17 protein-coding genes and 1 pseudogene are annotated in these 23,815 nt (G+C 67.8%); 10 read left to right on the top strand and 8 right to left on the bottom strand.

Features of this window, described 5'->3' with window-relative positions; genetic code table 11:
• Nucleotides 1-202: 202 nt before the first annotated feature.
• The 3 genes from ACZ5K7_RS35495 to ACZ5K7_RS35485 all read right to left on the bottom strand — a co-directional run bounded on the left by ACZ5K7_RS35495 (nucleotide 203) and on the right by ACZ5K7_RS35485 (nucleotide 3,257).
• Entirely contained in the window at nucleotides 203-787 is a 585-nt protein-coding gene (locus tag ACZ5K7_RS35495) for an ASCH domain-containing protein (RefSeq protein ID WP_468920150.1), read from the bottom strand.
• Nucleotides 784-2,754: a GNAT family N-acetyltransferase gene (locus ACZ5K7_RS35490; protein ID WP_468920148.1), complete on the bottom strand. Its 1,971-nt coding sequence runs from the start codon at nucleotides 2,752-2,754 to the stop codon at nucleotides 784-786. Before ACZ5K7_RS35490 ends, ACZ5K7_RS35495 begins: the two co-directional genes overlap by 4 nt.
• Before the next feature lie 299 nt (nucleotides 2,755-3,053).
• Complete coding sequence (locus ACZ5K7_RS35485) at nucleotides 3,054-3,257, bottom strand: hypothetical protein (RefSeq protein WP_468920146.1); 204 nt, start codon at nucleotides 3,255-3,257, stop codon at nucleotides 3,054-3,056.
• 266 nt (nucleotides 3,258-3,523) lie between these two features.
• On the opposite strand from ACZ5K7_RS35485, the gene ACZ5K7_RS35480 reads away from it, so the two are divergent.
• The 3 genes from ACZ5K7_RS35480 to ACZ5K7_RS35470 all read left to right on the top strand — a co-directional run bounded on the left by ACZ5K7_RS35480 (nucleotide 3,524) and on the right by ACZ5K7_RS35470 (nucleotide 7,476).
• Nucleotides 3,524-4,318 (top strand): hypothetical protein, encoded by a 795-nt coding sequence (locus ACZ5K7_RS35480; protein WP_468920143.1) that lies wholly within the window; start codon nucleotides 3,524-3,526, stop codon nucleotides 4,316-4,318.
• Entirely contained in the window at nucleotides 4,315-5,952 is a 1,638-nt protein-coding gene (locus tag ACZ5K7_RS35475) for an SsgA family sporulation/cell division regulator (RefSeq protein ID WP_468920140.1), read from the top strand. The genes ACZ5K7_RS35480 and ACZ5K7_RS35475 overlap by 4 nt, the downstream gene beginning before the upstream one ends.
• A gap of 942 nt (nucleotides 5,953-6,894) precedes the next feature.
• Nucleotides 6,895-7,476 (top strand): lamin tail domain-containing protein, encoded by a 582-nt coding sequence (locus ACZ5K7_RS35470; RefSeq protein WP_468920137.1) that lies wholly within the window; start codon nucleotides 6,895-6,897, stop codon nucleotides 7,474-7,476.
• Between the two features lie 177 nt (nucleotides 7,477-7,653).
• Here ACZ5K7_RS35470 and ACZ5K7_RS35465 read toward each other — a convergent pair.
• Together ACZ5K7_RS35465 and ACZ5K7_RS35460 are read right to left on the bottom strand one after the other, a co-directional pair.
• Nucleotides 7,654-8,330 (bottom strand): annotated as a pseudogene (locus ACZ5K7_RS35465) (HNH endonuclease family protein).
• A 144-nt stretch (nucleotides 8,331-8,474) separates the two neighbouring features.
• Nucleotides 8,475-9,334 (bottom strand): IS5 family transposase gene (locus ACZ5K7_RS35460; protein WP_468920341.1). Its coding sequence is split into 2 segments (ribosomal slippage): nucleotides 8,475-8,968 and nucleotides 8,968-9,334, totalling 861 coding nucleotides; the frame shifts between segments, so codons are not numbered across the junction.
• Between the two features lie 1,021 nt (nucleotides 9,335-10,355).
• Between ACZ5K7_RS35460 and ACZ5K7_RS35455 the strand changes: the two genes are divergently transcribed.
• The 5 genes from ACZ5K7_RS35455 to ACZ5K7_RS35435 all read left to right on the top strand — a co-directional run bounded on the left by ACZ5K7_RS35455 (nucleotide 10,356) and on the right by ACZ5K7_RS35435 (nucleotide 16,242).
• On the top strand, nucleotides 10,356-11,462 hold the full coding sequence (locus tag ACZ5K7_RS35455; protein WP_468920134.1) for a glycosyltransferase family 4 protein: 1,107 nt from the start codon (nucleotides 10,356-10,358) through the stop codon (nucleotides 11,460-11,462).
• A 940-nt stretch (nucleotides 11,463-12,402) separates the two neighbouring features.
• Nucleotides 12,403-13,347: a hypothetical protein gene (locus ACZ5K7_RS35450; protein ID WP_468920132.1), complete on the top strand. Its 945-nt coding sequence runs from the start codon at nucleotides 12,403-12,405 to the stop codon at nucleotides 13,345-13,347.
• A gap of 262 nt (nucleotides 13,348-13,609) precedes the next feature.
• Nucleotides 13,610-14,149 (top strand): hypothetical protein, encoded by a 540-nt coding sequence (locus tag ACZ5K7_RS35445; RefSeq protein WP_468920130.1) that lies wholly within the window; start codon nucleotides 13,610-13,612, stop codon nucleotides 14,147-14,149.
• 683 nt (nucleotides 14,150-14,832) lie between these two features.
• Nucleotides 14,833-15,348: a hypothetical protein gene (locus ACZ5K7_RS35440; protein WP_468920127.1), complete on the top strand. Its 516-nt coding sequence runs from the start codon at nucleotides 14,833-14,835 to the stop codon at nucleotides 15,346-15,348.
• A gap of 366 nt (nucleotides 15,349-15,714) precedes the next feature.
• Nucleotides 15,715-16,242 carry a hypothetical protein gene (locus ACZ5K7_RS35435; RefSeq protein WP_468920125.1) on the top strand — a complete coding sequence of 176 codons (528 nt, stop codon included), beginning with the start codon at nucleotides 15,715-15,717 and terminating at the stop codon, nucleotides 16,240-16,242.
• A gap of 136 nt (nucleotides 16,243-16,378) precedes the next feature.
• On the opposite strand, the gene ACZ5K7_RS35430 is transcribed toward ACZ5K7_RS35435, so the two are convergent.
• On the bottom strand, nucleotides 16,379-17,077 hold the full coding sequence (locus ACZ5K7_RS35430) for an HNH endonuclease family protein (RefSeq protein WP_468920122.1): 699 nt from the start codon (nucleotides 17,075-17,077) through the stop codon (nucleotides 16,379-16,381).
• A gap of 197 nt (nucleotides 17,078-17,274) precedes the next feature.
• Nucleotides 17,275-19,107, bottom strand: coding sequence for a tetratricopeptide repeat protein (locus ACZ5K7_RS35425; protein WP_468920119.1), 1,833 nt, complete (start codon nucleotides 19,105-19,107; stop codon nucleotides 17,275-17,277).
• 1,694 nt (nucleotides 19,108-20,801) lie between these two features.
• Between ACZ5K7_RS35425 and ACZ5K7_RS35420 the strand changes: the two genes are divergently transcribed.
• Both ACZ5K7_RS35420 and ACZ5K7_RS35415 read left to right on the top strand, forming a co-directional pair.
• Complete coding sequence (locus ACZ5K7_RS35420) at nucleotides 20,802-21,545, top strand: Crp/Fnr family transcriptional regulator (RefSeq protein ID WP_468920338.1); 744 nt, start codon at nucleotides 20,802-20,804, stop codon at nucleotides 21,543-21,545.
• A 90-nt stretch (nucleotides 21,546-21,635) separates the two neighbouring features.
• A complete protein-coding gene (locus ACZ5K7_RS35415) occupies nucleotides 21,636-22,157 on the top strand; it encodes a hypothetical protein (protein WP_468920117.1) in 522 nt (173 codons plus the stop codon).
• 526 nt (nucleotides 22,158-22,683) lie between these two features.
• Here ACZ5K7_RS35415 and ACZ5K7_RS35410 read toward each other — a convergent pair.
• Nucleotides 22,684-23,538 (bottom strand): SMI1/KNR4 family protein, encoded by an 855-nt coding sequence (locus tag ACZ5K7_RS35410; RefSeq protein ID WP_468920114.1) that lies wholly within the window; start codon nucleotides 23,536-23,538, stop codon nucleotides 22,684-22,686.
• Nucleotides 23,539-23,815 lie beyond the last annotated feature (277 nt).

Below are 23,815 nucleotides of genomic sequence, written 5' to 3'. Positions count from 1 at the left end.
CTTCCATCCCGTAGCAGTGAGCGGTGCGCCGGATCAGCGATGCGGTCGTTTCACCCGTCACGGGCGCGAACCGAAAGACCCCGGGGTGTCCGGGGCCGCCGTGGCGGGCTGCTTCGGCAACGTTGGCCATGGACCTCGCACTCGTAGGGGGCTGAGCCGGATGTGGTGGTGTGGGCGCGTGGTGGCGCATGGTGGCGCGTGGTTATCCCACGGGCGTGCCGGGTGCCAGGGCTGCCGAGCGCAGGGGACCGGGTCTTTGTGCGGGTGGGGACACGGGCACAGGTGGTGGGGGAGTGCCGGGAGGGGTGAGAGCGGGTGCCGGTGGGATGGGGATCTGGTCGAGGAGTTCGTCGGCGGCTTCGTGTCCGGCTACCAGCTGTCGCAGGGCCTCGGGGGTGAGGTAGCGGTAGCTCTGCGGCGGGTGGAAGGTGCTGGTGGCGCGGAGGTGGTCGAGGGGCACCGGGCTGGACAGAAGGCGGGGGGAATCCAGCAGGAGGGCGGAGGCGTGCGCCGCGCCGTCCATGTAGGCGGTGTACTCGCTCTTTCTGATGCCGCAGGCGGTGCGGTGGCGGCGCCAGATCTGCCCGGGAGCGGCGGTGTCCACGCCGGTCAGCCGGGCTGTTCCCGTCAGCGCCATGACGGGGGAAGTGGCGTAGATGACCACTGGTGTGCCGGGCAGGACGGCGACGCGCTGGCGTCGGAGTTCGACGGTCTTGTCGCCGGTGAGGATGGCTGTGGCGAACCGCGGATGGAGCGAGAGAAGCAGGGCTCGTTCGGGCGTGTTCACCGCGGTCGGTGGCCTTCCTCGTACAGGGCGCGGAACAGGTCGGGGGAGATCTTGAAGACCGACTGTACGTTGACCGTCTGCCCGTACCGAGCACCGAGCTCGACAAGTCGCCGGTGGGAAACCGTAGATGGGAACAGCGCGGTGTCGGAGAAACGCAGGGCCATGGCCCGTCCCTCGTACTTGGCAGAGGTTTCCAGAACGTCCTTGCGGCGGTAGACGCCGAGGTGCCTGAACTGACGGTAGAGGCGCTCGCCGTCATCGGTCACACACTGCTCCAGCCGTGAGCAGGCGAAGACGGCGGACACACTCAGGGTCTCGTCACTGCTGGCGTACCAGAGGATGCGTGCCGGGGCGGTCTCCCCCCGAGGGCGCGGGGAACGGTAGTAGACGTGCTCACGGCTGAGACCGAGGCTGTCGTCACGCGAGAGGAGTCCCTCGGGGTAGCCGAACAGCTCGTAGGCCCATCTCGGGCGGACGGGCACGAGGAAGACCGGAAGGTCGGCGTCAGTGATCTTCACCGGCCACCAGGCGTGCTCGACGGCGGACGCCGCGGTCGCCGACAGCTGCGTGGTGAGCGGGGGCAGCGTCAGGCCGAGCCGCTCGGTGAGTGCGCTCACGTGGGCATCGAGGGTTGGGGCGTCGGTGAGCCGGTCCAGGACGAGTGCGACGAGTCCGTCGTCGGTCGGACGGAAGGCGTCCTCCTTGGCGGCCTCAAGGACAACGCGCTGCGGGCAGGGGTCGCTCAACCTGAGAACCTCGATGCCCTCGCTGCGGCATTGCTGGCGCAGCAGGAACAGCAGCTGACGGGCGAGGGTGGCGCCGAGAGGATGCTGCTCGAGCACGCGCAGCAGCGCAACCTGCAGTTCACCGTCGCGGATCTGGTGGCAGAAGGTGGCCAGCAGACGGCCGTCCTCATCGGTGATCTGCTGGCGGACCCACTGGTCGGGCCTGGCGGCGAAGTCCCGCAGCCGCTTCTTGAAAGCCTTCTGCTTCTCTGCTCCGGGCTTGTTGAGAAAGACCAGGTGCTGCTGCTCCTGGCCGGCGGCGACAGCCGTCGTGGTCAGGGCGGTGCCGAGGAGACTCCCGGGCTGGTAAGCCTGCGCGCGGGTCAGTTCATCGACGGCCAGCACGAGGTCGGTCGGTCCCAGGATTCGCACGCCGCACACCTTCTCCGCCACGGGGCTGAGGGCGATGAGACCCTCGTCGCGGGTCACCAGCAGCTGCACGCCCGCGGCGTGGGCCTGGATGACGTAAGCGAGGTCCGCATCGTCATTGGGAGTGCGGGGAAGCCCGATACCCAGATCCTCCCAGGCTGCCTGGACCAGCTCCCTGCGCACCCGTTCCCGGTCGGTGTGTTCGAGTTCGGGCTGCGTGTAGTGCATCAGCGCATGGATCTGGGCCCTGCGCTCGCCGGCATGACGGCCGTTGTGGATCTCAGTGACCAGTTGCGGCAGAACGACCAGTTCCACCAGGTCCACCAGCCAGTTGGCGGCCAACGCCTTCGTCTCCTGAGCACCGTTGCGCGGCAGCAGACTGTGCAGGTCGGCAAAGATGTTGCAGTCCATCGCCGCAGTCACCAGCGCCGGCGACTCCACATCGGTGAACAGGTCGGGATGGCCATGGCTACGCCACCACACCACGAGCGGTTCACGTGCATCCGAGCGGCCTGCGACCTCCGTGCGCATCTGGAAGCCCAGCCGGGTCCACATCTTTTCCAGGCCGTAGTTATTGCGGCACTTGAGCATGATGCCGAGCCGGTCGGCATGCCGCGCGGAGATGGCATCGACGAGCCGGTCGTTCACCCCCTGGCCGCGGTAGCGGTCGTCGACGCACAAATGTGTCAGGCGTACCCGGTCGCCGGGCAGGCCGTACAGGGCATAGCCGGCCAACTGCGGGCCTTCCACGGCGGCCAGCAGGGTGCCGGTCGCGGCGGCCTGCCGGAACACCGCGTGCGGCAGGAACCCCAACGTCTTGCGGTTGCGGTCGCCCAGGCCGATGACGGCCGTCAGCAGATCCTGGTCGGCTGCCCCCACTGCCTTGATGTCCATTACGGCACCCCCCGGCCCGATTCTGATGATCTGTTAGGCACAGAGTGTGTCTGCCTTGGTCATCGTTGTCAGCCGAACCGGCTCGGTATCCCCCGCACGTCACACACGTGGGCAGGTAGCGGGGGGGGGTGGGGGGGGGGGGGGGGGGGGGGGGGGGTGGCGGCCCCCCCCCCCCCCCCCCCCCCCCCCCCCAACCCCCCCCCGGGGTACTGCTCGGGTCAGCTGATGATGGTGTGGAAGAACAGGACGCCTGCCCCGAATCCGGCGCCTGCGGCGAGCAGGGCGGCGGGAACCGAACGCTGTGCGAGATAGGTCAACAGGCCGGCGCCGATGCCGGTCAGCACGCCGAAGATCAATACGATGGCGCTGCGGAGGCCGAGCAGCGGCTGCTGCCCGCCGGACTGCTGAGTGTTGTGGGTCACGGTGAACTCCATTCGTTCTAACGGGGATTCGGGGGCCGGGTGTTGTCCGGTCGTGAATGCTCTAGCTCCGGACCGCGCTTTTCCCCTTGCTCCACACAACGTGACGTGGGTCACAGAAATTAGTCGTGGGTTTCGCGAGGGGAAGGACGCGGCCGACGCCTATGACATCCGCGACAGGCTGGAAAACGGGGCCCACGGGGGCGGCAGAGCGCAAGGGAGCGAGTGTGCCGGGAGAGATGTGCCACGGGGGAGCCCCTCAAGGCCTCTTGCAGGAGGACCAAGAGCTGGAGGAGCTCAGTACCGAAGGCCTGCTGAACCTGGAGCACACCCTCACCGGGTACGCACCGGACCGGACCCGCCACGCCGCCGACGCCCGCATCGTCGACATCCTGCGCGGCGACAACTTCGAGGGCCCGCGCTACGAGAAGACCACCACCCGGCTCATGGACTACGGCTGGCGCACCATCACCAAGTGGACCGGCACGGGCGAGATCTTCACGCACGCCCGGCGTGCCGGCCGCCCTGTGCCCGTCCACATGACCACCCCGGACTGGGACGCCGACGCACGAGCCGAGGTCGCCACCGACACCGTCATCGCCGGCCTCGACCTCTTCGTTGAGCACGGCCTCGTCCGCGGCAAGTGGAACCCGAACAGCGGCGCCAGCCTCACCACCTACTTCGTCGGCGCATCCATCCGCTCGTTCCGCCCCGTCTATATCCGCTGGTTCCGCAGCCTGCAGTTAGGGCAGGCTGAGCTGAGCCTCCCCGCTGCCGACCCCGACCCGGGACCCGGCGAGCGGGACATCCCCGACCAGCGCGCAACGGACCCCTTCTACGCCGCCGCCACCCACGACGAGATCAAGCGCATCCTCCCGCACATCACCGACACCAAGGTCCGCAAAGGCCTCGCCCTGCGCGCTCTGGGTTACACCCAGCAGCAGGCGGCCGTGGAGGTCGGGCTGACGGAGAAGGCACTGGAGGGCCGCATCGGCCGGCTCCGCGCCCGCATCCTCACCGACCTCGCCGAGAAGCCCGACCTCGGGGAAGGGGGAGCACGATGACCGTCCGGAAGGACGAACCCATGGAACACGTTGTTGCGATGGACGACGACTTCGACGCCCTGCTCGACGCCTCCAGCCTGGGCGCCCCCCACGTCATGGCAGAGACAAGCACCGTTCCTGCTACGGCCAGGCGCCGCATGACCCAAGCCGTCCGGCGACAGCACACTGCACGCAACGTCACCGCCCGCGAGGAGAACACGCCGAAACCGCAGCAGCCCGATCCTGCGGACCTGGCGGTTTTGCCCCCCAGTAACAGCGAGCGGAAACCGACTGTGGACGAGGAAGCCCCCCAGCTTTCCCCGGGACGAGACCGCACCCGCGATCGAACACTCCTGCAAACCGGTGTTGTGCTCCCGTTGGGAAGCGGGAAGAGCCGTTCGTTTGGCCTCCTTTATGCTCTCGCCTGGCACCGCTGGCGGATTGTCGACCGCAGCCCGCACCGCAGCCGCCTCCAGCCCGGATCGCTGCTCTGGCACGTCGAATCCCCGCGAAATTTGTGGGTGATGCTGTCAGGCGAACGCCGCACGCACGGCTTTACAGCGCGCATGGAACGCCGCGGAGCGAGTGCATGCGCGCGGTCGACGACATCAGTAATCCTGTACCCGCCGCTGATCAACCATGGGCCAATTGACTGGCTATTGGCCAGTGAAGGCGGAAACCTCTCTGTGCTGGGCAGAGTACGCCTCGACCCGGGAACATGCGCTGCGCCATCGACATTCAAAAGTGTGCGCGTACCGAACTTTTCCCAACGGGTAATCACTTTCCGCTTTGTCTTTGGTGGGATTATTCAAGGCTTTGCCGACCTGATCGGCTGTAAAAAGGAGCTGCCGTCATTCCATGTCGAGCTACAGCAGCAATGCAGACTTCAAGCGTCGGTCTGCAATGCGGGCATGCGATATGAGCGGCGCGTGCACGATCTCGAACAGTTCATCCGGCCGACGCTGGAACCGGCAACAGCACTGGCTGACGACTCCAGGGAAGAGTCGCTGCTCGCGCCTGCATCCATGCTGGCCAGGCTTCGCGTCGCGCGGTTCGCCGCCTCGGGCTATCTCAGGGCCAGCAGTGGGTTGATGCTGCCCAAATCAATGGGCCGCGGGCATGAGAGAAGCAGTACGCCGTTGCCATCGTTGACGCGATGGCAACGGACGGCCGACGAGGTCCGGCTGTGGGCGACAACCGTAGATGGCGTCCGCGCTCAGCATGTTGACATTCCCATGTGCATCCACGATGAAAAGCGCGAGTCATTTACGCAGATCCTGCGAACTCGACTCACCTACCGGGCCTCCGACCCCTACGCAGTTGAAGCGCGCTTCAAAGTAGGAGCCGCCGACGAAACGGTATGGATCTTCGCTCGCGATCTCCTCAAAGTAGGGTTGGTTGAAACAACCGGTATTGGCGATGTGACCATCTGGCCTGACGAGGCGTCACCGTCTCAGCGAGAGCGCTTGTTCATCCGGCTGGCCTCACCGGAAGGAACTGCGGTGCTGTCCACCAAACACCAAGACGTGCGCATGTTCATCGAAGCGTCAGGCAAACTCATCGACTTCGGCACCGAACACGACCACCTGAAGCCGGCACTGGACACGCTGGAAGCTGCCATAGGAGAACTGACCCGTCCAGGTACTCGCGAATAGCCACGGGATTCCAACACCCAGCCGTACCGGGTTTCCCAGCCGCCGCCAACGTCCCGGTCCTACGGTCACCTTCTGCTGCCAGGACCAGGACCCAGCGATCTGGGCCGTCAGGCACGGCTGTTGTGGGTGGGTGGAACAGGCTTCGGGCGGCGGGCGAGGGGCGGCCGCGCAGGTGTCCCCGTTGCGCGCGACGGCAGGTGCCGCGCGCGGTGCCGGGCAGACAAGCTGCCCGGCTGGCTCCTGCGGGTGATCTACGACGGGCGGCCGTGACCGGTCTGCCCGGGGCAGGAATTGATGGCCTATGCACCTGCCCCGACGTCTGCTCACCACGGCGGCCGCCGTCGTCGCCGTCCTTGCGACTGCCCTTTCGGCTGCTCCGCGAACCACGGCGGCCGCAGCCGCGCCGTGCACCTCGACCTGGAAGGCCGTACAGCGCGTTCCCGCGCGCAAGCCGGCGTGGAACGAGGGCCCGGTCGCGACGACGCGTTCGCCGATTGTGCGGTACCTGCGCCGGGGCGAGCGGGTGCCGTCGTGTGTGGTCGTGATGGGCAGGGGCGGGTGGTCGCAGTACCGCGAGTGCGGCGGCGGGAGCCTGTGGCGGATTGTCCCCGGAGGGCAGGTGCCGGCGCGCTGCCTGGAGAGGGCATGAGGTCAGCGGCTGTTACGCACTTTCGGGTGACGGTCTTGCCCTGGAGGAGGAGTTGAGGCAGCGGTCCGTCCCGGCGATACCGCTGCTGCACCGGGATTTCTGGGTGACGTTCCGTCAAGTTTGCGCATTCGCCGCATACATGGATGTTACAGGCGAGAGTCATGGAAATATGCAGAATCCGTTACGGCCTTCGCGTGTCCGACACATCGTCGCCGCATCGTGGGCAAGGTGTGGGTGTGCGGCCGACCTGGCCGCCGACCCGCACAACGCACCCCGGCTGGCCTGCGGCTTTCATGCTGCAGGTGCCGGTGGTGTCCGGCCCCGAGAAGGGGGACCTCGTGTCCGTATCAGTTTCCGCCCGTCGTCTGACCGCCACCGCCACCGCCACCGTCGCCGTGGCCGCCGCCGCTGTGGGTGCGCTCGCGCTGCCCGCCGCGGCCGCCGGCCAGCCCGCCGCCCGCCCGCACGACCGGGCGGTCGTGATCAGCGACGTGCAGTACGACTCCCCGGGGCGTGACGACCGCTCCAACTGGTCGCTCAACAAGGAATGGGTGGACGTCACGAACACCTCCGGCAGGGCAGTGAACCTGGACGGCTGGACGCTGTCCGACGAGGCGGGTCACACCTACACCTTCGACCGCTTCCGCCTGGACGGCAGGTCCACGGTCCGGGTCCACACCGGGGAGGGCCGCGACCGCTTCGCCGATGTCTACCAGGACCGCCGCAACTACGTGTGGAACAACGACTCCGACACCGCGACCCTGCGCAACGACCACGGCCGCTTCGTCGACGAGGTCTCCTGGGGCCACCACCGTCGCGACGACCGCGACCACCGCGGGGACAACCGTGACCACCGCGGTGCCGGCCACCGCTGACCTGCCCGTTGATGCCCAGGGCCGTTGCCCCCGGGCCCGGCCCCGGCACTCCCTCTCTTCTCTCCCTGGCGCTGCGCCTATGTCCCGGGCGCAGCGCCGGCTGCCGTCGCGTACCGCCTTCTCCTTCTGGCCCGTCACCTGCTTTCCGCCATGGTGACGGGCCTGACGCATGCCCTCCTAGTGGCCGAGGGTGACGGTGATGGGCTGGTCGGGGCAGGCGGCCAGCTGTTCGGTGAGCGCGTTCTGCTCGGCGGGGTCGATGCTCAGCTGGTAGCGGGTTTTGTCGGCGACCCAGTCGGTGATGTAGGTGCACCCGTAGCCGGGGGAGGGGGCAGCCAGTCGGTGGGGTCCTTGTCGGCCTTCGAACGGTTGGAGGCCGCCGAGACGGCGATCAGCGCGCGGGAGTCGTCGAGGTCGTTGGCCTAGGCCTCGCGTTCCTTCGCCGTCCAGGCGGAGGCGCCGGAGTCCCAGGCCTCAGCCAACGGGACCAGATGGTCCACGTCCAGCTTGCTGGCGCTGTCGAGGTAGCGGTCGTCGTACGGGCTGTACCAGTTGCCGCCGGTCAGCGCGCATTTCGCGCCGATCTCGGGGGCGGTGACGGCTTCCTCGAGGAGGACCTCGGCGCGGGTGTTGCAGCCGTTCTTGTCCGCGTCGGTCCAGTGGCGGAACTTGTCCCGGGAGTAGCCGGCGCGGCTTTCGTCCGCGACGGGCAGTGCGGCCAGCGCGTCACGGACCAGCAGGGTGATCGTCTCACCCGGCGCGTGGCGTACGGGCAGGTGCCCGGCGGCCGCGGTGGTGGCGTGGGCGGTGGTGGGGGTGAGCAGGGCGAGGGGCGCGAACAGCGCGGCGATCAGGGTGCGGCGGGTACGGGCAAGGCGCACAGCCGGGTCTCCGTTTCGGAGGTCACGCACAGGGTTGTGATCTTCGTAGTCGCCGGAGCGGCGCTGTACGGGGTGATCAATGGCGGATTCACCCGGCCGGCGAACTAGGGTCCGTCTTCAAACAGATCTCGCCCAGAGCAGGAACGACGCGAGTGTGACCGCCGCTTCGTAGGAGGTCGCGGTCTTTTCGTATCTGGTGGCGATGCCGCGGAAGCCCTTGAGGCGGTTGAAGCAGCGTTCGATGACGTTGCGTCGGCGGTAGGCCTCTCGGTCGAATCCTGGTGGTCTGCCGCCGCTGCGGCCTCGGTTGCGGCGGTGTCGTTGCTGGTCGGTCTTCTCTGGGATGGTGTGTGCGATGCCGCGTTTACGCAGGTAGGCGCGGAAGCCGCGGGAGCTGTAGGCCTTGTCTGCGATGACCTGGTCGGGCCGGCAACGTGGTCGTCCTGGTCCTGTGCGTGGGACTCGGATGCGTTCCAGGAGGGGGCGTGCGCAGATGCTGTCGTGGCGTTGCCCCGGGGTCAGCAGGATCGCGAGCGGGCGGCCCTTGCCGTCACAGGCGAGGTGAACTTTGGTGGTCAGTCCTCCGCGGGATCGGCCGAGGGCGTGATCGTCCGGTTCGCCCGGTCGGTGCTGCCCCCTTTTCGCCCTGTCGCGGCGGCGTGCTGGTGGGCGCGGACGATGGTCGAGTCGATCTGCACGAGCCAGTTGATGTCACCTACCGCATCCGCCTCGGCCTGAATCTGCTCGAGAGCTCGGGTGAGCACGCCGTCCAGGGCGTAGCGGCGAAAGCGCGTATGAACAGTCTTCCACGGCCCGTATGGTTCGGGCAGGTCACGCCAGGCGATCCCGGTCCGTATCTTGTAGATTATCCCGTTGATGACCTTCCGGTCCGACACCCGCGGCCGTCCCGTCGCGGCTCGCGGTATCAGCGGAGCGAGTAACTCCCACTCATGATCGGTGAGTTCATGGCGACGTATCACCCCACCATGATCCACTAACCGGTGATCTTCGAAGGTGAAACTTCAGCGCCCTGCTCGCACCAGTGGGTCACTGCCGATGACTGGCCACAAACCCCTCGCCGAGCAGCTGCACGCGTGATGGCCACTTCGCGGGTGCGTATACCCACGCTGCCTGTACCCAGCTGATGCAGGAACTGCTCGAGGGCAGCGCGAAAGCGTGACAGACGTCCATGCAGCGACAGCCCACTACCGGCCGGATAGCAGCCTCACGAATCTTGCTCTATGACTTCGGCGGAAGCCCATGGAGAGTCGAGCAGGAAGCTCCTTCTCGCCTCTTCGGCCTGCTCGGTGTGTGTGTAGCCACGCAGACTGCGGGGGCGGTACGTCTCGCCATGCTCCGTTACTTCGATCTGATACATATATCCAACTTTGGGATAGGCGGCTAGCGCGGACAGCCACCGCCGTTCCTAATAGGGTGAGCCGCAAAATGATCGCTGGCAATACGTCGCCTCGCGCACGATCACCCTGCAGCGGGCGCAAGTCCGGCCTACGCCCGCTCGGCAAGAGGCTCTCGAACGGCTGAAACCGTCTGGCTCTGGGAGATCTGTTTGAAGACGGACCCTAGTCACACCATCGAAGGGCGGCCACCCGAATCTTCGATAGCGGCGCCGTGCCCTTGGGCGGTACCGAACAGGTAGGTGCGGGGGTGGCGCTCGTTGCGGTCCCGGTGCGAGGCGTGTGGGGGGCGCTCGCGCGGTCAAGTGGCGTGTGGGGCTGTGTCGTTGACTGCTTCCGCACGCCCGCCCACGGCTGACACTCTACGAATACGGTTGAGTGCACAGGGTAGTTGGCCCGGGTGTTGGCGTTCCCGCCGGACGTGATGGTGGGGGTGTCCGGGGCGGTCGTTGCAGCGCAGGTGGGCCCGGCTCCGTCTGATTCGCCGACGTCGTCGTTTTGATCTGTTCAGAGGGGGTTCTTACCGGTGGAGACAGTGGTATCCCGCCCGTATCGGCTGGCCGCGGCACCTGCGGGGCGGTGTATGTCGATCGTGGCCCGGGTGTACGGGTATCCGCCGGACCACAACGCCGGCTCTGAGTGGATGCTGCACTCGATGCTGCGTCCGCTGGCCGAGCGTGGTCACCAGGTGGAGGTGTGGCTGTCGCACCCCGGAAGGATCGACAAGAGCTACGAGATCGACGGGGTGCAGGTCGTCCCCTTCCAGGAGGGCCTGGATTTCGCCGCCCATGCCCAGGGGGCGGACGTTCTGTTGTCCCATTTCGAGAATGTGCCTGTGGTGGCGGGGCTCGCGAGAGACCGGCGGATCCCGCTGGCGGTGATCTGTCACGACAACTTCGCGGTGAGTTTCCACAACGCGGCGGGCGCCGATCTCGTGGTCTACAACAGCGAGTGGATCCGGCGGGACGGTGAGATCTTCTACGCCCGTTACCCGCGGGAGTTCCTGCCCAGGAACAGCATCGTGGTCCGCCCGCCGGTGCTCGCGGAGGAGTACCGCACGGTGCCCGGCGGCTGCGCGACGCTCGTCAATCTCAACTCCGACAAGGGCGGAGAGCTGTTCTGGCAGATCGCCGCCTGGACCCCGGAATGGAATTTCCTCGGTGTCCGTGGCGCCTACGGGCAGCAGATCATGCCGCCGCCACGGCTGCCCAACTGCGAAGTCCTCGACTCGGTACCCGGACAGCAGATGCGCGAACACGTCTACAGCCGGGCCCGGGTGATGCTCATGCCGAGCCTGTACGAGTCCTGGGGACGGGTCGCGGTGGAGGCGTTCGCCTCGGGCATCCCGGTCATCGCCCATCCCACCCCCGGGCTCGTGGAGTCCCTGGGCGAAGCCGGCATCTTCGCCTACCGCGACGACCTCAACGCCTGGATCCACGCCCTGGCCTCCCTGCAGGACCCCGGCAACTGGGAGCGGGCCTCCCGCCGGGCCAAGGCTCGCTCCATCGAACTCAGTGCGGCTCCCGATCTCGACATCTGGTGCGACGCCATCGAATCCCTGGGGGAGCGGAGCCGGCGCAACTCCTTGCGCAGGCGCGCCATCGGCACCCTCGTCGATGCCGGCGAGATGAGCCACAGCCCCGGAAACGGCGTCGCCGACCCGGGGGACGAACAACGCGCGTGCCCCTGACCGCGCCGCGGACTGAGCCAGATCACGACTTCACAGCCCCCGGCAACGACATCGAACCGCACGGAGGGCAGCCGCGGAAGAACGCCCGACACACGCCGGGCCTTCCCCTCACGCGACCGCCTGCCTGCAATGCGAACCCACTGGAATCCGCTCGGTCTCAGCGAAAGGACCGCACATCATGACCCAGGAAGCCACTGTCTCGCCCCTCGAATCCGCCATCTCAATCGAGCCTCGCGCGGCCATTGCAGCGGCCCCGAGCGCGCCCATCGCCCCCTACACCCACAGCCGGCGCTTCGGCTATTCCGGCAGCGTCGCGAACTTCACCGTCCCCCCGGGCGTCACCACGATCAACGCCCGCTGCTGGGGTGGCGGGGGATATGGACCCAGCAGTGGAGGCGGGGGCGCTTTCGCCACCGGGAACATCGCCGTCGTGCCCGGGGAGACACTGCGGGTCGTCGTCGACCTGGGAGGAGGCACGCACGGTGGGGGCGGTATGAGCGGCCTGTTCAGCCAGCGGCTGGGGCGATCGCTTCTGATCGCCGGAGGAGGCGGAGCGGGTGGTACTGGTGTTTACGCCGCTGCGCGTGGCGGTGCGGGCGGCGGCGCCAGCGGTTTTGACGCACAAACCCACACGAGCAGCGGGTGGACAGTGACGCCGGCGCGTGGAGCCTCGGGTTCCACCGGCGGCGCCGGCGGGACCACTCCACAGTCGATTTTCCGTGGGGGGCGTGGCGGCAACACCGGCCAGAACGGCGGCGACACCACCGCCTCCTGGGGCGGGGTTCCTGGAGGCCAGGTGCCGATCCCGGGTATGGGCGGAGGCGGGGGTGCAGGAGCGGGCGCCAATACGGGTGGGGGCGCCGGCTACGCCGGCGGCGGTGGCGGCTTCGCTATCGCCGGCAGCAGCGCATGCAGTGGCGGGGCCGGCGGCAGCAGCTTTGTGAACGGTCTTGGAGTCACCGGCGGACGCACCCTGGCGGGCAACGGCACCCAGGCGGGCGGCAAGAACGATCCCCTGTACCAGTCTCCCGTCGGCGACGCAGGCAACCGCGGCCAGGTCGTGCTGCAGTGGTCGGAGTTCACGGTGACGCCCGGCGGCCCGCCTGACGTGGAGCTGGTCCAGGGTGGAGCTCCCGGGTACCCGGGAGTACATGTCGAAGCCGGCCTGGCGTTCGACCCGGTGTCGGTGACGGTCGCCCTGCCCGTCGGCCGCGGTCTGCTCTTCGGCACGCAGACACTCGCCGACTACCAGCTGACCGTCCAGAACGCCATCCAGGAAACAACCCAGTACACGGGAACCCTGTCCGAGGACGGAACCTCACTCGTCTTTACGGACGTCGACCTGGAGCTGCCCGGGACCACGGTGATGTGGGTCGCCGTCAGCGCCGGCCACGAGGCCGCGCTTGGGTCCACCAGCCTGACCTTCACCGTCGGAGGAAAGACCTCCCCCTCCACGACGATCGTCGACACACCGGACTTCTCCGTTTCGCCGGGCGGCGCCCCGGTAACCGCAGAGAGGGGAGGAGCACCCGTATACCCGGGTGTGGAGCTGGAGAACAGCGGATCGCAGTCCCTCGCGCTGCAAACGGTCACCGCAGCTCTTCCGGCCGACGCCGACATGCGGTTCGGTACGCAGGACAGCCCCGATCACCAGCTGACCGTCTGGGGCAGCGACGGAAACATCACCGTGTACGTGGGAAGCATCTCCGACGACGGCCAGACACTGACCTTCTTGGACGTCGACCTGGCCATCCCCGACGCCGGATCACGATCGGTCATGTGGGTCTGCGTCAGCGCCTCCGACGACACCCCCCAGGGCCCCACCAGCGTGCAGTTCACCGTCGGTGAGCGCATCTCGCCGTCCACTGCCATCGACGTCATCTGAAGGAACACGGCGGGTAGACCGGCCTTCCTGCGCGAAGCCGGACTGAACGCCCCGAGTCTGTGTTCCGCGCCGTCCATGCAGATGTGCCATGTCCATCAGCAGAGGTTCGCTCCCGGCCGGTGCTTGTGGGGTGGGGTGCCGCGGTGGGGTGAATCTGCGGTCTGCATGGACGACGTCGCTCGCGTGGGGGCGTGCCCGGCCCAAGGGTGAGGGTGACGGGTCCCCCCGTCCTGTCCCGCCCCGCTACCCGAAGGACTGCCGCATGCCCCTGCTTCCCCCGGTCGGTGCCGAGATCCCGTGCAGCTCGCTTTCCATCAACACCCCCCTGCAGATCCGGAACAAGCAAGTCTCCGTCGACTTCCGCGGCGGCTGGAAACACCGCTTCGACGTCAACCCGAACGACCCGAACAACAGCGCCCGGATGCGACTGATCGGCTTCAAGATGACCGCCGAACTCGCCGCACTGGACGGCGGGGGAGCGGAGGGCGGCACCATCACCCTCGAACAGAGTGACGTCGACGTCGATCCGGCCAGCCGGCTGAAGATCACGCAGCAGTTCCCGCCGAAGTTCGAGTGCTCCCTGGTCCTGAGCCCCTGCACCATGACCATCGACCAGCCGGGCAGTGAGCCGCTGGTCCTGCACGCGAAGAACCGGTTCACGGTCCTCGGCCAGCTGACCCAGTACCCCCCGCGAGGCGACCTGTTCCAGCTGGAGAAGCCGGTCGACTTCGTCGACCCGGACAAGCCCGACATCGTCGTCGCGACGATCCAGAAGTTCCCGGTCAAGACCGGCGGCCTGTAAGCCGACGGACTCACGCACCGCGGAAGGGTCGGTTCCGGACGCCTTCACCGTTCGGCCCGGCGCCATTGCGACGCCGGGCCGAACGGCGTTTCCTTGCCCTTCGATTCATGCGGCGCCCCGACCTGCGGAAACGGGTTCCGAAGCAGGCCACTGAACACGAGTGGCCAACTGGGATGCTCAGTCACACGTGCGGGGCGGGTGGCCGGTGGCTACGGCGACGTCATTTGGGACCAGGGAGGCGTCCCGAAGTGGCCCCGATCTGTGAAGATCGGCGCTCCCTAACGCGGCCTGGAATCGCCCTGCTCGGTTCTCGACGCCGGCCACTGGTGGGGCCGATTCAGGTCGCCGCAACCTGGCTTCACCATCCGGAGTCCGATAGAAGCGCCTCAGCGGAGCCGGAAGAAGCCGCCGTAGCCAGCCCTGACGGGGCTCCTCTGGCCGGTGGGTTGCCGGCGTTGCTGTACGCGCTCGTACTGGGCGCGGGTCTTGATCCGGGCGGGAAGCGGCCCGAGTCTGCGGCGAAACAGGGAGCTTGGGAAAGGCTTGGTCAGGGTGAGGTAAGGATTGCGCAGGTCGCCTCTTGTTCATCCCGCAGCTCTACTCGCATAGACCTGAGCGGTGGTGTCATGCCGTCAGCCGCCCGGTACCCCACTGTCCGGGCCGATCCCGCGGGAGATCCCCCTATGCGTCGCTTTACCGCTACTACCTGTGCTCTGGCCCTGGCGGCCGCGGGCATGATCGCCGCTTCGGCCGGCACTGCCCAGGCGTCGACCTGTTCCCACGCCTACCTGCCGCTGCCCGATTCCTCGTGTACGCCGGGCGCCTACAACTCGGATGTCACGCAGTCGAACATTCACAGCACGATATGCGTGTCCGGCTGGACCGCCACCGTCCGCCCCCCGACGTCCTACACCAACCCCCTCAAGGCCCAGGGCATCATCGACTACGGCTACTCCGACACCAACATGGCCGACTACGAGGAGGACCACCTCGTCCCCCTCGAACTCGGCGGCTCGCCCCGCAGCACCGGCAACCTGTGGCCCGAGCCGTATTCCGGCACGAAGACCGCCACCACCAAGGACGGAGTGGAGACGAAGCTGAAGAACGCCGTCTGCGCCGGCACCATCACCCTGTCCGCTGCCCGCAGCGCCATCAAGACCAACTGGACCACGGCCCTGCAGGTCACCGGCATCGGCTGACTCTGCCAACCACCGGGACATTCAGGCCGAACGTACTGGATGTCCCGGCGCCAAGCGTCGAGTTCACGTCCGGGCCGGTCAACGCGCTCTCGCCGGCACCGGCGCTGATCGAGGTGTTCCGAGCCGCACGGCGACGTCCAGGCCGGTGCCGGGGGCTGGGTCGAGGGTGATGGTGCCGCCGGAGGCGTCAACGAGGTGGCGGACGACGGGCAGGCCGAGGCCGGGGCCGTCGTGGGGGGTCTCCTTGGGTCAGCATCGCGGTGGCCACCGCAACGGCGGCACCATCCGCCGCTGACCCACCCGGCGGTGCCGGTGGCCGGTGACCCTGGGCCCGGCTTGCGGCATACCGGTCCGGCGGAGCGATCGGTGTCGGCCGGCGGCCGGGCGATCGCGGTGGGGGCCGGCCCGCAGAAGAAGTACGTGGTCCAGCAGCAGCCGGCAGCGGGATCGTGCCGCTACCGGTACGAGAGGGGCGAACCTCTGGAGGACCCGGCGTGCACCCGGGGGGGTCCGGCCGTCACCCAGGCGAACCTGGCGTCGACGATCTGCCGCAAGGTCGGCTACACCTCCGGGGTGCGCCCGTCCACCTACGTGACGGGCAAGGAGAAGAAGCTGAACGCGGCCTCGTACAGGTTCACGGGGAGCATGCGGGATGCCGAGTACGACCACTTGATCAGCCTTCAGCTCGGCGGCGACCCCAACGACTACCGCAATCTGTGGGTGGAGCCGACCGACCCGGGCCACAAGAAGGGATCCGGGGTGAACAACCTGAAGGACCCGGTGGAGACGAAGCTGCACACCGCGGTCTGCTCCGGCAAGGTCACCCTCGTCGCGGCGCAGCAGGCGATCGTCACCGACTGGACGACCGCGCTTGGCCGCCTCGGCCTCAGCTGACCGGGCGGCCAGTGGCCCGCCCGCGGCGGGCCGGACCGCAGGACGCGAAGGCCGTGCACCGGCGGCGCTGGTGTGGGAGCGTGGCAGAAGTCCGGGCCCGCCGCTTTCCCCCGTAGCAGCGGGCCCGGACTCGTGTTCAGTGGGCGAGGGTGACGGTGATGGGCTGGTCGGGGCAGGCGGCGAGGCGTTCGGCGAGCGTGGTCTGCTCGGCGGGGTCGATGCTCAGCTGGTAGCGCGTTTTGTCGGCGACCCAGTCGGTGACGTACGTGCACCGGTAACCGTCGGACGGGGGCAGCCAGTCGGTGGGGTCCTTGTCGGCTTTCGACCGGTTTGAGGCCGCGGAGACGGCGATCAGCGCGCGGGAGTCGTCCAGGTCGTTGGCGTAGGCTTCGCGTTCCTTGGCGGTCCAGGCGGAGGCGCCGGAGTCCCAGGCCTCGGCGAGCGGGACCAGGTGGTCGACGTCCAGTTTGCTGGCGCTGTCGAGGTAGCGGTCGTCGTAAGGGCTGTACCAACTCCCCCCGCTCAGCGCACACTTCGGACCGACCTCGGGAGCGGTGACGGCTTCCTCGAGGAGGACCTCGGCGCGGGTGTTGCAGCCGTCCTTGTCCGCGTCTGTCCAGTGTTTGAACTTGTCCCGGGTGTAGCCGGTACGGCTCTCGTCCGCGACGGGCAGTGCGGCCAGTGCGTCGCGGACCGGGAGGGTGATGGTCTCGCCCGGTGCTCGGTGCGCAGGCTGGTGCGCGGGTGCCGCGGCGGCGTGGGCGGCGGGGGTGAGAAGGGCGATCGGCGCGAACAGCGCGGCGATCAGGGCGCGTCGGGTGCGGGCATGGCGCACGAACTGTCTCCGTTCCGAAGATCACGAATAGGTCTGTGATCTTCGTAGCGGCCCCGTCGGGCCCCTGACGGCCGGTTGGGGGAGGGTTCACCCGACCGGCGAACTAGTCACACCAGCGAAGGGCGATCGCGCTCGTCAGACAGTCCCCAGGCGACAGACTGGCGCGCGGTCCGCGTTGCAGGCTGCGTGACCAGGAATTACGTTCTCGTCTGAGCGTTGCCGCTGCCGGTTTCGCCTTGCCAGCGGGCGAGTTCGGTCCGTGCTTTGAGTGTTTTGGGGTGGTCGGGGCCGAGTACGCGGGTGAGGTCGTGCAGGAGGGTGGTGAGGGCGCTTGCGGCCCCTGCGGCGTCGCCGGCCTTTCCTTGCGAGTGGGCGAGGTCAAGGCGGGCACTGAGTGCTTGGGGGTGGTCGGCCCCAAGCACTTGCGCGAGGTCGGCCACTAGACCGGCCGTGGTCTCGGATGGGATTCCGTTCTCGGCCGTGCCCTGCCACCAGGCGAGATTGAGCCGGGTTGTGAAGGCGCCAGGGTGGTCGGGGCCCAGCACCCGTTCCACGTCTGGTAGCAGTTCAGCGAAGGCGGCGGCGGCCCCGGCCGCGTCTCCCGCCGTTCCTCGCAATCGGGCGAGGTCGTGGCGGCTGGCGAAGGTGTCTGGGTGGTCAGCTCCCAGGAGCCGTACCCGGTCGGCAAGTACGTCGGCCAGAAGGCTGGTGGCCCCTGCGATGTCTCCGGCTTCTCCCTGCCAGTGGGCGAGTCTGTACCGAGCGTAGACGGTGCGGGGGTGGTCGGGCCCGCGGCGGGAGGTGAGGACCTTGATGAGATCGCGGAAGTACGCGCACGCTTCCGTGAAGTGGCCCGCCTCGCCCAGGCTGCGACCGGCTCGGAACAGGATCGTGTGCGTTTTCGGCTGGTGCAGGGTTTCTTCGGCGCAGGCGTTGAGCGCCATGGTGTTGCCCCGGAGCACCTGGGTGAGGGCGGTGTCTTTCGCGACCTCGGGCCACGCGTCCAGAAGGGCGTCTGCCGCAGCACGGGCGGCGCGGCCGAGCTGGTCGGACGTGAGGGTGTCACGGACCGCGCGCTGGGTGAGCTGATGGACACGGACCGCGGTTTCAGGAGTGGCGGGGGTGTGCTGGATGAGGCTGACCCGGCGCAGAGCGGTAAGTGCCTGCAGAACATCTCGCGTCGGCACTGGCTCCTGGTCTTCGGCCGGAGGATCCGCAGCGGCACGGAATGTGTGATGGCGGGCGAGGTAGGCCCGGGAGGGTGAGCTGGTGAGCACGGCTTCGGGAATGCCGTTGGCGTCCAGAAGGGAGGCAAGTATCAGCACGGGGCGGGAGAGACCGGCCGGACGTAGGAGGTCGGCGTGCTCGATGGAGAGGGACCAGGCCGCGGCCACGGTGTGGACCTGGCTGTCGGGGAGGCTGTCCGGCGCGGCATCGCGGAGGCGGACGGTGCGGTCCGCGAGCAGCTGCCGGTATTCGGCGGCTGTGAGTTCGGTGTCGGTGAGGTACGCCGCGGCTTGGGACAGGGCCAGGGGGAGGTGCCCGAGGTCGTCGGCAAGGTGGACGAGGTGTTCGTGAGGTTCGGCCCGTGGGGCGAGAGCTGCGATGAGGTAGGCGTGGGCTTCGTCGGGGGTGAAGACGCCGACGTCGATGACGGGGCGGCCGATGGTCAGGGCAGCGTCCTGGCGGCGGGTCGTGACCAGGGTCCGGCCCTCCGGGCTGTCCGGCGGCCACAGGCCGTTCAGATCCCCCGGGTCGGTGACGTCGTCCAGGACAACCAGCCACCGGCCCGCCTCCTGACCTGTTTTGGGCTGCAGCCACGCCAGGAACGCGGCGGCAGCCTGGCGGGGGTCCTGAGGCGCAGTGCTGCCGAGGAGCTCGGCTGCGGCCTGCGCGTAGCCGCTGGTGACCGCGCTGCGGCTGGTAGCTGTGATCCACACCAGGACATCCAGGTCGCCGTTCTGCCAGCAGGCGCGAGCGTAGTGGGCGGCGAGCTGGGTCTTGCCGACACCGCCCAGCCCGACCACCACTGCCGCTGGTGCGACCTGCGTGACGACCGTGGTTCCCCCGACGGCGAGTGCCCTGCTCAGGCGGGATATCTCGGCTCGGTCCCGGAAGCACGTCGCCTGCGGGGGGATGGTTCCGACCTGATGTGGCCACGAAGCCGGAGACCGTGGAGCCGCATAGTGGTCGTTTTGGATCTTCCCCGTGACGGGGCCGTGGAACGTACCGTGGCGGAAGTCGACGACATCACTCTCAGGGGGGCTCTCATGGGAGGCTCTCTCGTCCGGCTGCCGTGTCATCGCTATCCCCCGCTCGTCTGCCCTAGTGGAGCTATGCCCAGCCAGTCGTGTGGCGTGCTCCGGAGCGTGTTGCCGGGTCAGTGCGCCAGAAGAGGCACGGGGCGTTCGGTGAGCCCATAGGCGCACGCCCGGAGGCGTCAGCGGCTCGCAGTGTGACGGATGTTACGCCGCGTGTCCGCATGGCCATCTTCCGTACATGACGTGTCGTCTCCGTGCAGCTTCGGACGTCAACCTGTCGGCCCTGTAACAAATCTGACGGGCCAAAAGGTGAGCGACGGCTTCGGAGGTGCCGGCAGGGAGCGGTGGGTGTGCCGGTGAGGATGGCAGAAGACGGCATTATGGATCAGTCGACATTCGGAAATCTGGCCGCTCGCTTCCGCCGATTGATGTCTGATATCCCGCGGTGAGTGGAGGCGCCAGAATTATCTATGCGGGTTGCATTCCGGTTCGATGTTAACCCTCGGAATGCGAGAAGCCGATTACGGCGAGATGGAGCGCCCGTGCGACGGTCGCACTTGCGGCCGACCGGCAGGGCGCCGGGGTGCGCGTCCACTGGTCGGGTTTGTTGACTCCTGAACGGCGATAATCATTTGATCGCACTCTCAGGGCTCCCGGGGCGCGGGGGCGTCCCGCGCCAGGATGCACAAAAGGGACGATCTCTGCGGGGTCGCGGAGTGCCGCCTTGGCAAGTCCTGAGGCGTGTGCTGGGCATGTCAAAACCCCGCAGCTGGGGTGTTTCCACTGCTAGTTACGGCGGTAGAGACCATCTGGCGGCCGATCGGGAGTGACCTTAGCGCGGCCGGTGGTGTTTACTGGACACCGGTCTGATCCTGGTGGGTCCGGACCCTTTCCGGGAGGTCCTGGGGGTGGTGCCCCGGGGCCTCCCGTTTTTGCTGCGCGTTTACATGCGGGCCGCTGGCTGGTCGCCCGGGGTTTTTTCCATGCCGTCGCATGAATATCTGTATGCGAATGACGGGCATTCGTGAAAATCGAGAGAAAAGGTTTATGCGGCCCACCTCGGGGTGGGCCGTAACAATCCCCCACGGGTAGGGGATTGTTGCCGTGGCAATCGCCCTCGCCGTCCTTCCGGAAACGCGACTAGCTCTCGGCTCGCGGCGAGGGGTAGCGTTATCCCGTCTCACGTCACTCCACCCTCGCCCGGACCACACCACCGGGCACGCACCACCTCCCGGAGAGGCGAAGGACCCACCACCGGGGACCCCGCTGCACAGCGGGGTCCCCAAACGATCAAACCGAATAGGGAAGAACACCATGGCCACCGCCAACTCCTGCGGCGCCGTACCCCCGTCCCCTCCGGGACACCACGTCGTGCCGCCCATGACGTCGCGTCACCACCGCGCCCCCGGGCACGCGGACGCCGGAACGCGTCCCACCATCGCGGCCAGGACGGGAGCGTGACCATGCCTCCCGCCCTGGACACCTCCCGGCCCACCGACCTCCTGCACGCCCATGAAGGCAAGCCTGAGGGAAGCTTCCTGCACCACCTGCACCTGCGCTCCGCGGAGACCTGGCACCAGCTGCTCCAGGCCGGCCTGCGCAGCCGCACCTTCGCCCGCGACGAACTGCTGCCCATGGGGCCGAACAAGCCGTACGTCTACATCGTCCTGGAAGGCGTCGTACGCCAGGACCGCTACCCCCTGGGCACCGGCGCCGGCATCCCCGCCATCACCCGGTTCCGCGGCGCCGGCCAACTGGTCGGCGAGGCCGCGCTCATCGAGTCCGCCTCCTGCGCCGAAACCCGCTGCCTCACCAACACCGTCGTCATCCCCTGCGCCGCCCGGTACTTCAGCGCCCTCATCGAGCGCCGCCTGTACGACGCACGCCTCGCTCTGCTGCACAGCCTCGAAGACCGCAACCGCACCGACGAAGTCGTCTACGGGATGGCCATCCGCCCGCCCCTGGAACGGGTCAGCAGACTCCTGGCACACCTCGCCGACACCGCCGGCGTCCCCGACCCCAGGACCTCCCGCCACACCGTCATCACCGGCCCGGGCCAGAAAGACATCGCCGCAGCCCTCCAGCTCGCCGTCTCCACCACGGAGAACGCCCTGCGCACGCTGCGCCACCACGGCGTCATCGAGGCCCGCTACCGGCAGTTCGTCGTCCGTGACGTCGACAGCCTGCGCCTCTACGTCGGGGCCTGACACCACCCCCGACGCTCCTCCGGACCCACCATCCTCCTTTGCCGCGCCGCGCACCCCTCCTGGGAGCGGCGCGCCCGTGAACGGACCAACATGACGACGATGAATGCCACCACGCTGGCGCTCGGCACCAGCGGCGGCACCCTCGCGGCGAGTATCGCCTTCTCCTTCCTCATGGGAGCGCTCGCCCTCTACACCCTCCTGCACCATCGGGAGGTCTTCGCCTGGATGAAGCAGATCCGCAACACCGACACCGAGAACACCGCCTACGACGAGCCCGACCAGTGGCTCGCCGACCTCTACAAGGCGCAGTGCCGCAGGGCGAAGAAGCCCAGCCGCGCCGAGGACATGGAGGACATCTCCCAGACCGGTGACATGATCCGAGGAGTCGCCGACCACATCGAGGCCATTCGTACCGAGCTGGCCAAGGTCGTCGACCGCGTCGACGACTACCTGAACACCGCCCTGCCCGCCCTAACCCCCGCCCTCAAGGTGTCCTCCCAGGACCACCAGGCCCAGCTCGTCCAGGCCATGAAGCAGGAAGCCGCCCGCGCCGAACTGGCCCAGTCCATCTCCAGCGCCCGGCAGAAGATCACCCTGCTGCGCCGCGGCTGATCACCACAGAAGGCCACCGCGGGCCGTACATCTCGACCCGTCCCAGACCATCTCCTCAACGGCACCGGATCCGTTGCCAGGGCCAGCATCCGCTGGACCGGATCCGGTTTTCGACTGCCTGCTTGCCACCGCGAGACATTCTCTTTCCCCGACGCCGCCAACGCAGCCGCCCAGGCCGTTTTATTGGCTTCTTTATCCGGCCGTGTGATCGGCAGGGTTCGAACAGGGGCCGATTCGGGTGAGTTGTTCTGTGTGCAGGCATGGAAGAAGGGCCTCTTGGTAGCTCGCGGATGTCGAGTCCAGCGAGAAGCAAGAGGCCCTGTTGTCGAAGTGTCGCGTGGTCGCGGTTGCCGAGTCCAGTTCGTCCACTCGTGGGTGTGACTGTCTCGCCCACAGGTTCGGGAACGCGGCCGACCGGCCGGATCGTCGGCCCCGGTACGGCTCGGTCCCATTGCCGACACGGTAAGCATCTTTGGCAGCGCCGCCTTCTCGGCAATGCCTCCAGAGTTGGCGGTGTTGAAACCGCTCACCGCGTGGTGTCCTCGCACCCCGCGTCGCCCTTCACGTTGACGCCGCTCGTAGGCAACGGCGCGATCGGAGCGCCGTTTTCCAATGGAGCCTCCGGGTACGTCAGAGGAGCCAACTCGCCAATGAGTCGGCCCAGCTTGGGGCCTTGTCCATGAGACACGGCCGAGAGACGGACGGGCAGGTCGGGATGGCGCGGCGGCGGCCAGTTCTGCATGCCGTCGTTCTTCGTCCGGCTGCTGATGTCCCAGGTGAGGCAGTGATGCCCTGAGGGAAGCTCGCAGGACGTTGGCCAGTAGTTCTGGAAAGACTCGCCGGTCTCCAGGCTCGTGGCCAGCTGGTCGAACAGCTCGGCCAGGCTGGAGGCCCACTTGGTGCCTTCGATGTCCCCCGACCCGATGCCCATCTCGAAGACGTGCCCGTAGGTGGGGCCGGGGCGATGGTCGATGAAGGTCATGCCGCCGTCATTGGGGCGCGCGAACTCAACCCACTGGTGGGCATGGCCACAGAGATCTTCCTCCGGCCGCCCCGCGGAGATGATCTCCGTCAGTCCGTCCTTCATCGACTTGTACCGCTGGGCTATGAGGTCTGTTCCGATGAGCCGGTGTCCGAGCGGAAGGAAGGCCCCGGCGTGGTAATTGTCTGGCTCCGGATGCTTCATGACGCCGTTGTGCCGCTCCAGAAGTGTCCTCAGCTGGGGATGGAGAGGGAACCCGAGTTGCGTTTCGAGCGCCGTGACGTCTTCGGTCGAGGCAGGCGATCTTCGGGCCGCGTGGTCAACGGGACATTGCACGGACAGCCAGGAAGCGAAGCGGTCCCACGCCACATTGAACGCTGCAAGATCTCCGTCAGTCATTACCGCGACCCTAGACCGCAGCACTGACACGGCGCAGACGTCGCGCCAGGGGTTGCAGCTGACGTTGCGCCACAGGGTTGCAGCAGTGGTTGCACTGGATGTTGCGCGACTTCACGGGAGCCGTTTCGCGCTGCGCAGCTCAGGGGCCTGTTCGGGCGTGGTCGGGGTGCTGACATCCCCTCTGCGACTCCTTCCCGCCCCGAACTCTGGTGGAAGGGGTGATGGGAGTCGGGCGGCAGGCGAGCGTCTGCCGGGCAGGGCGTCTGCGTTGCGCGCG

Source organism: Streptomyces sp. NPDC031497, from assembly GCF_055580905.1.
This window is presented reverse-complemented; position numbering and strand designations above follow the sequence as displayed.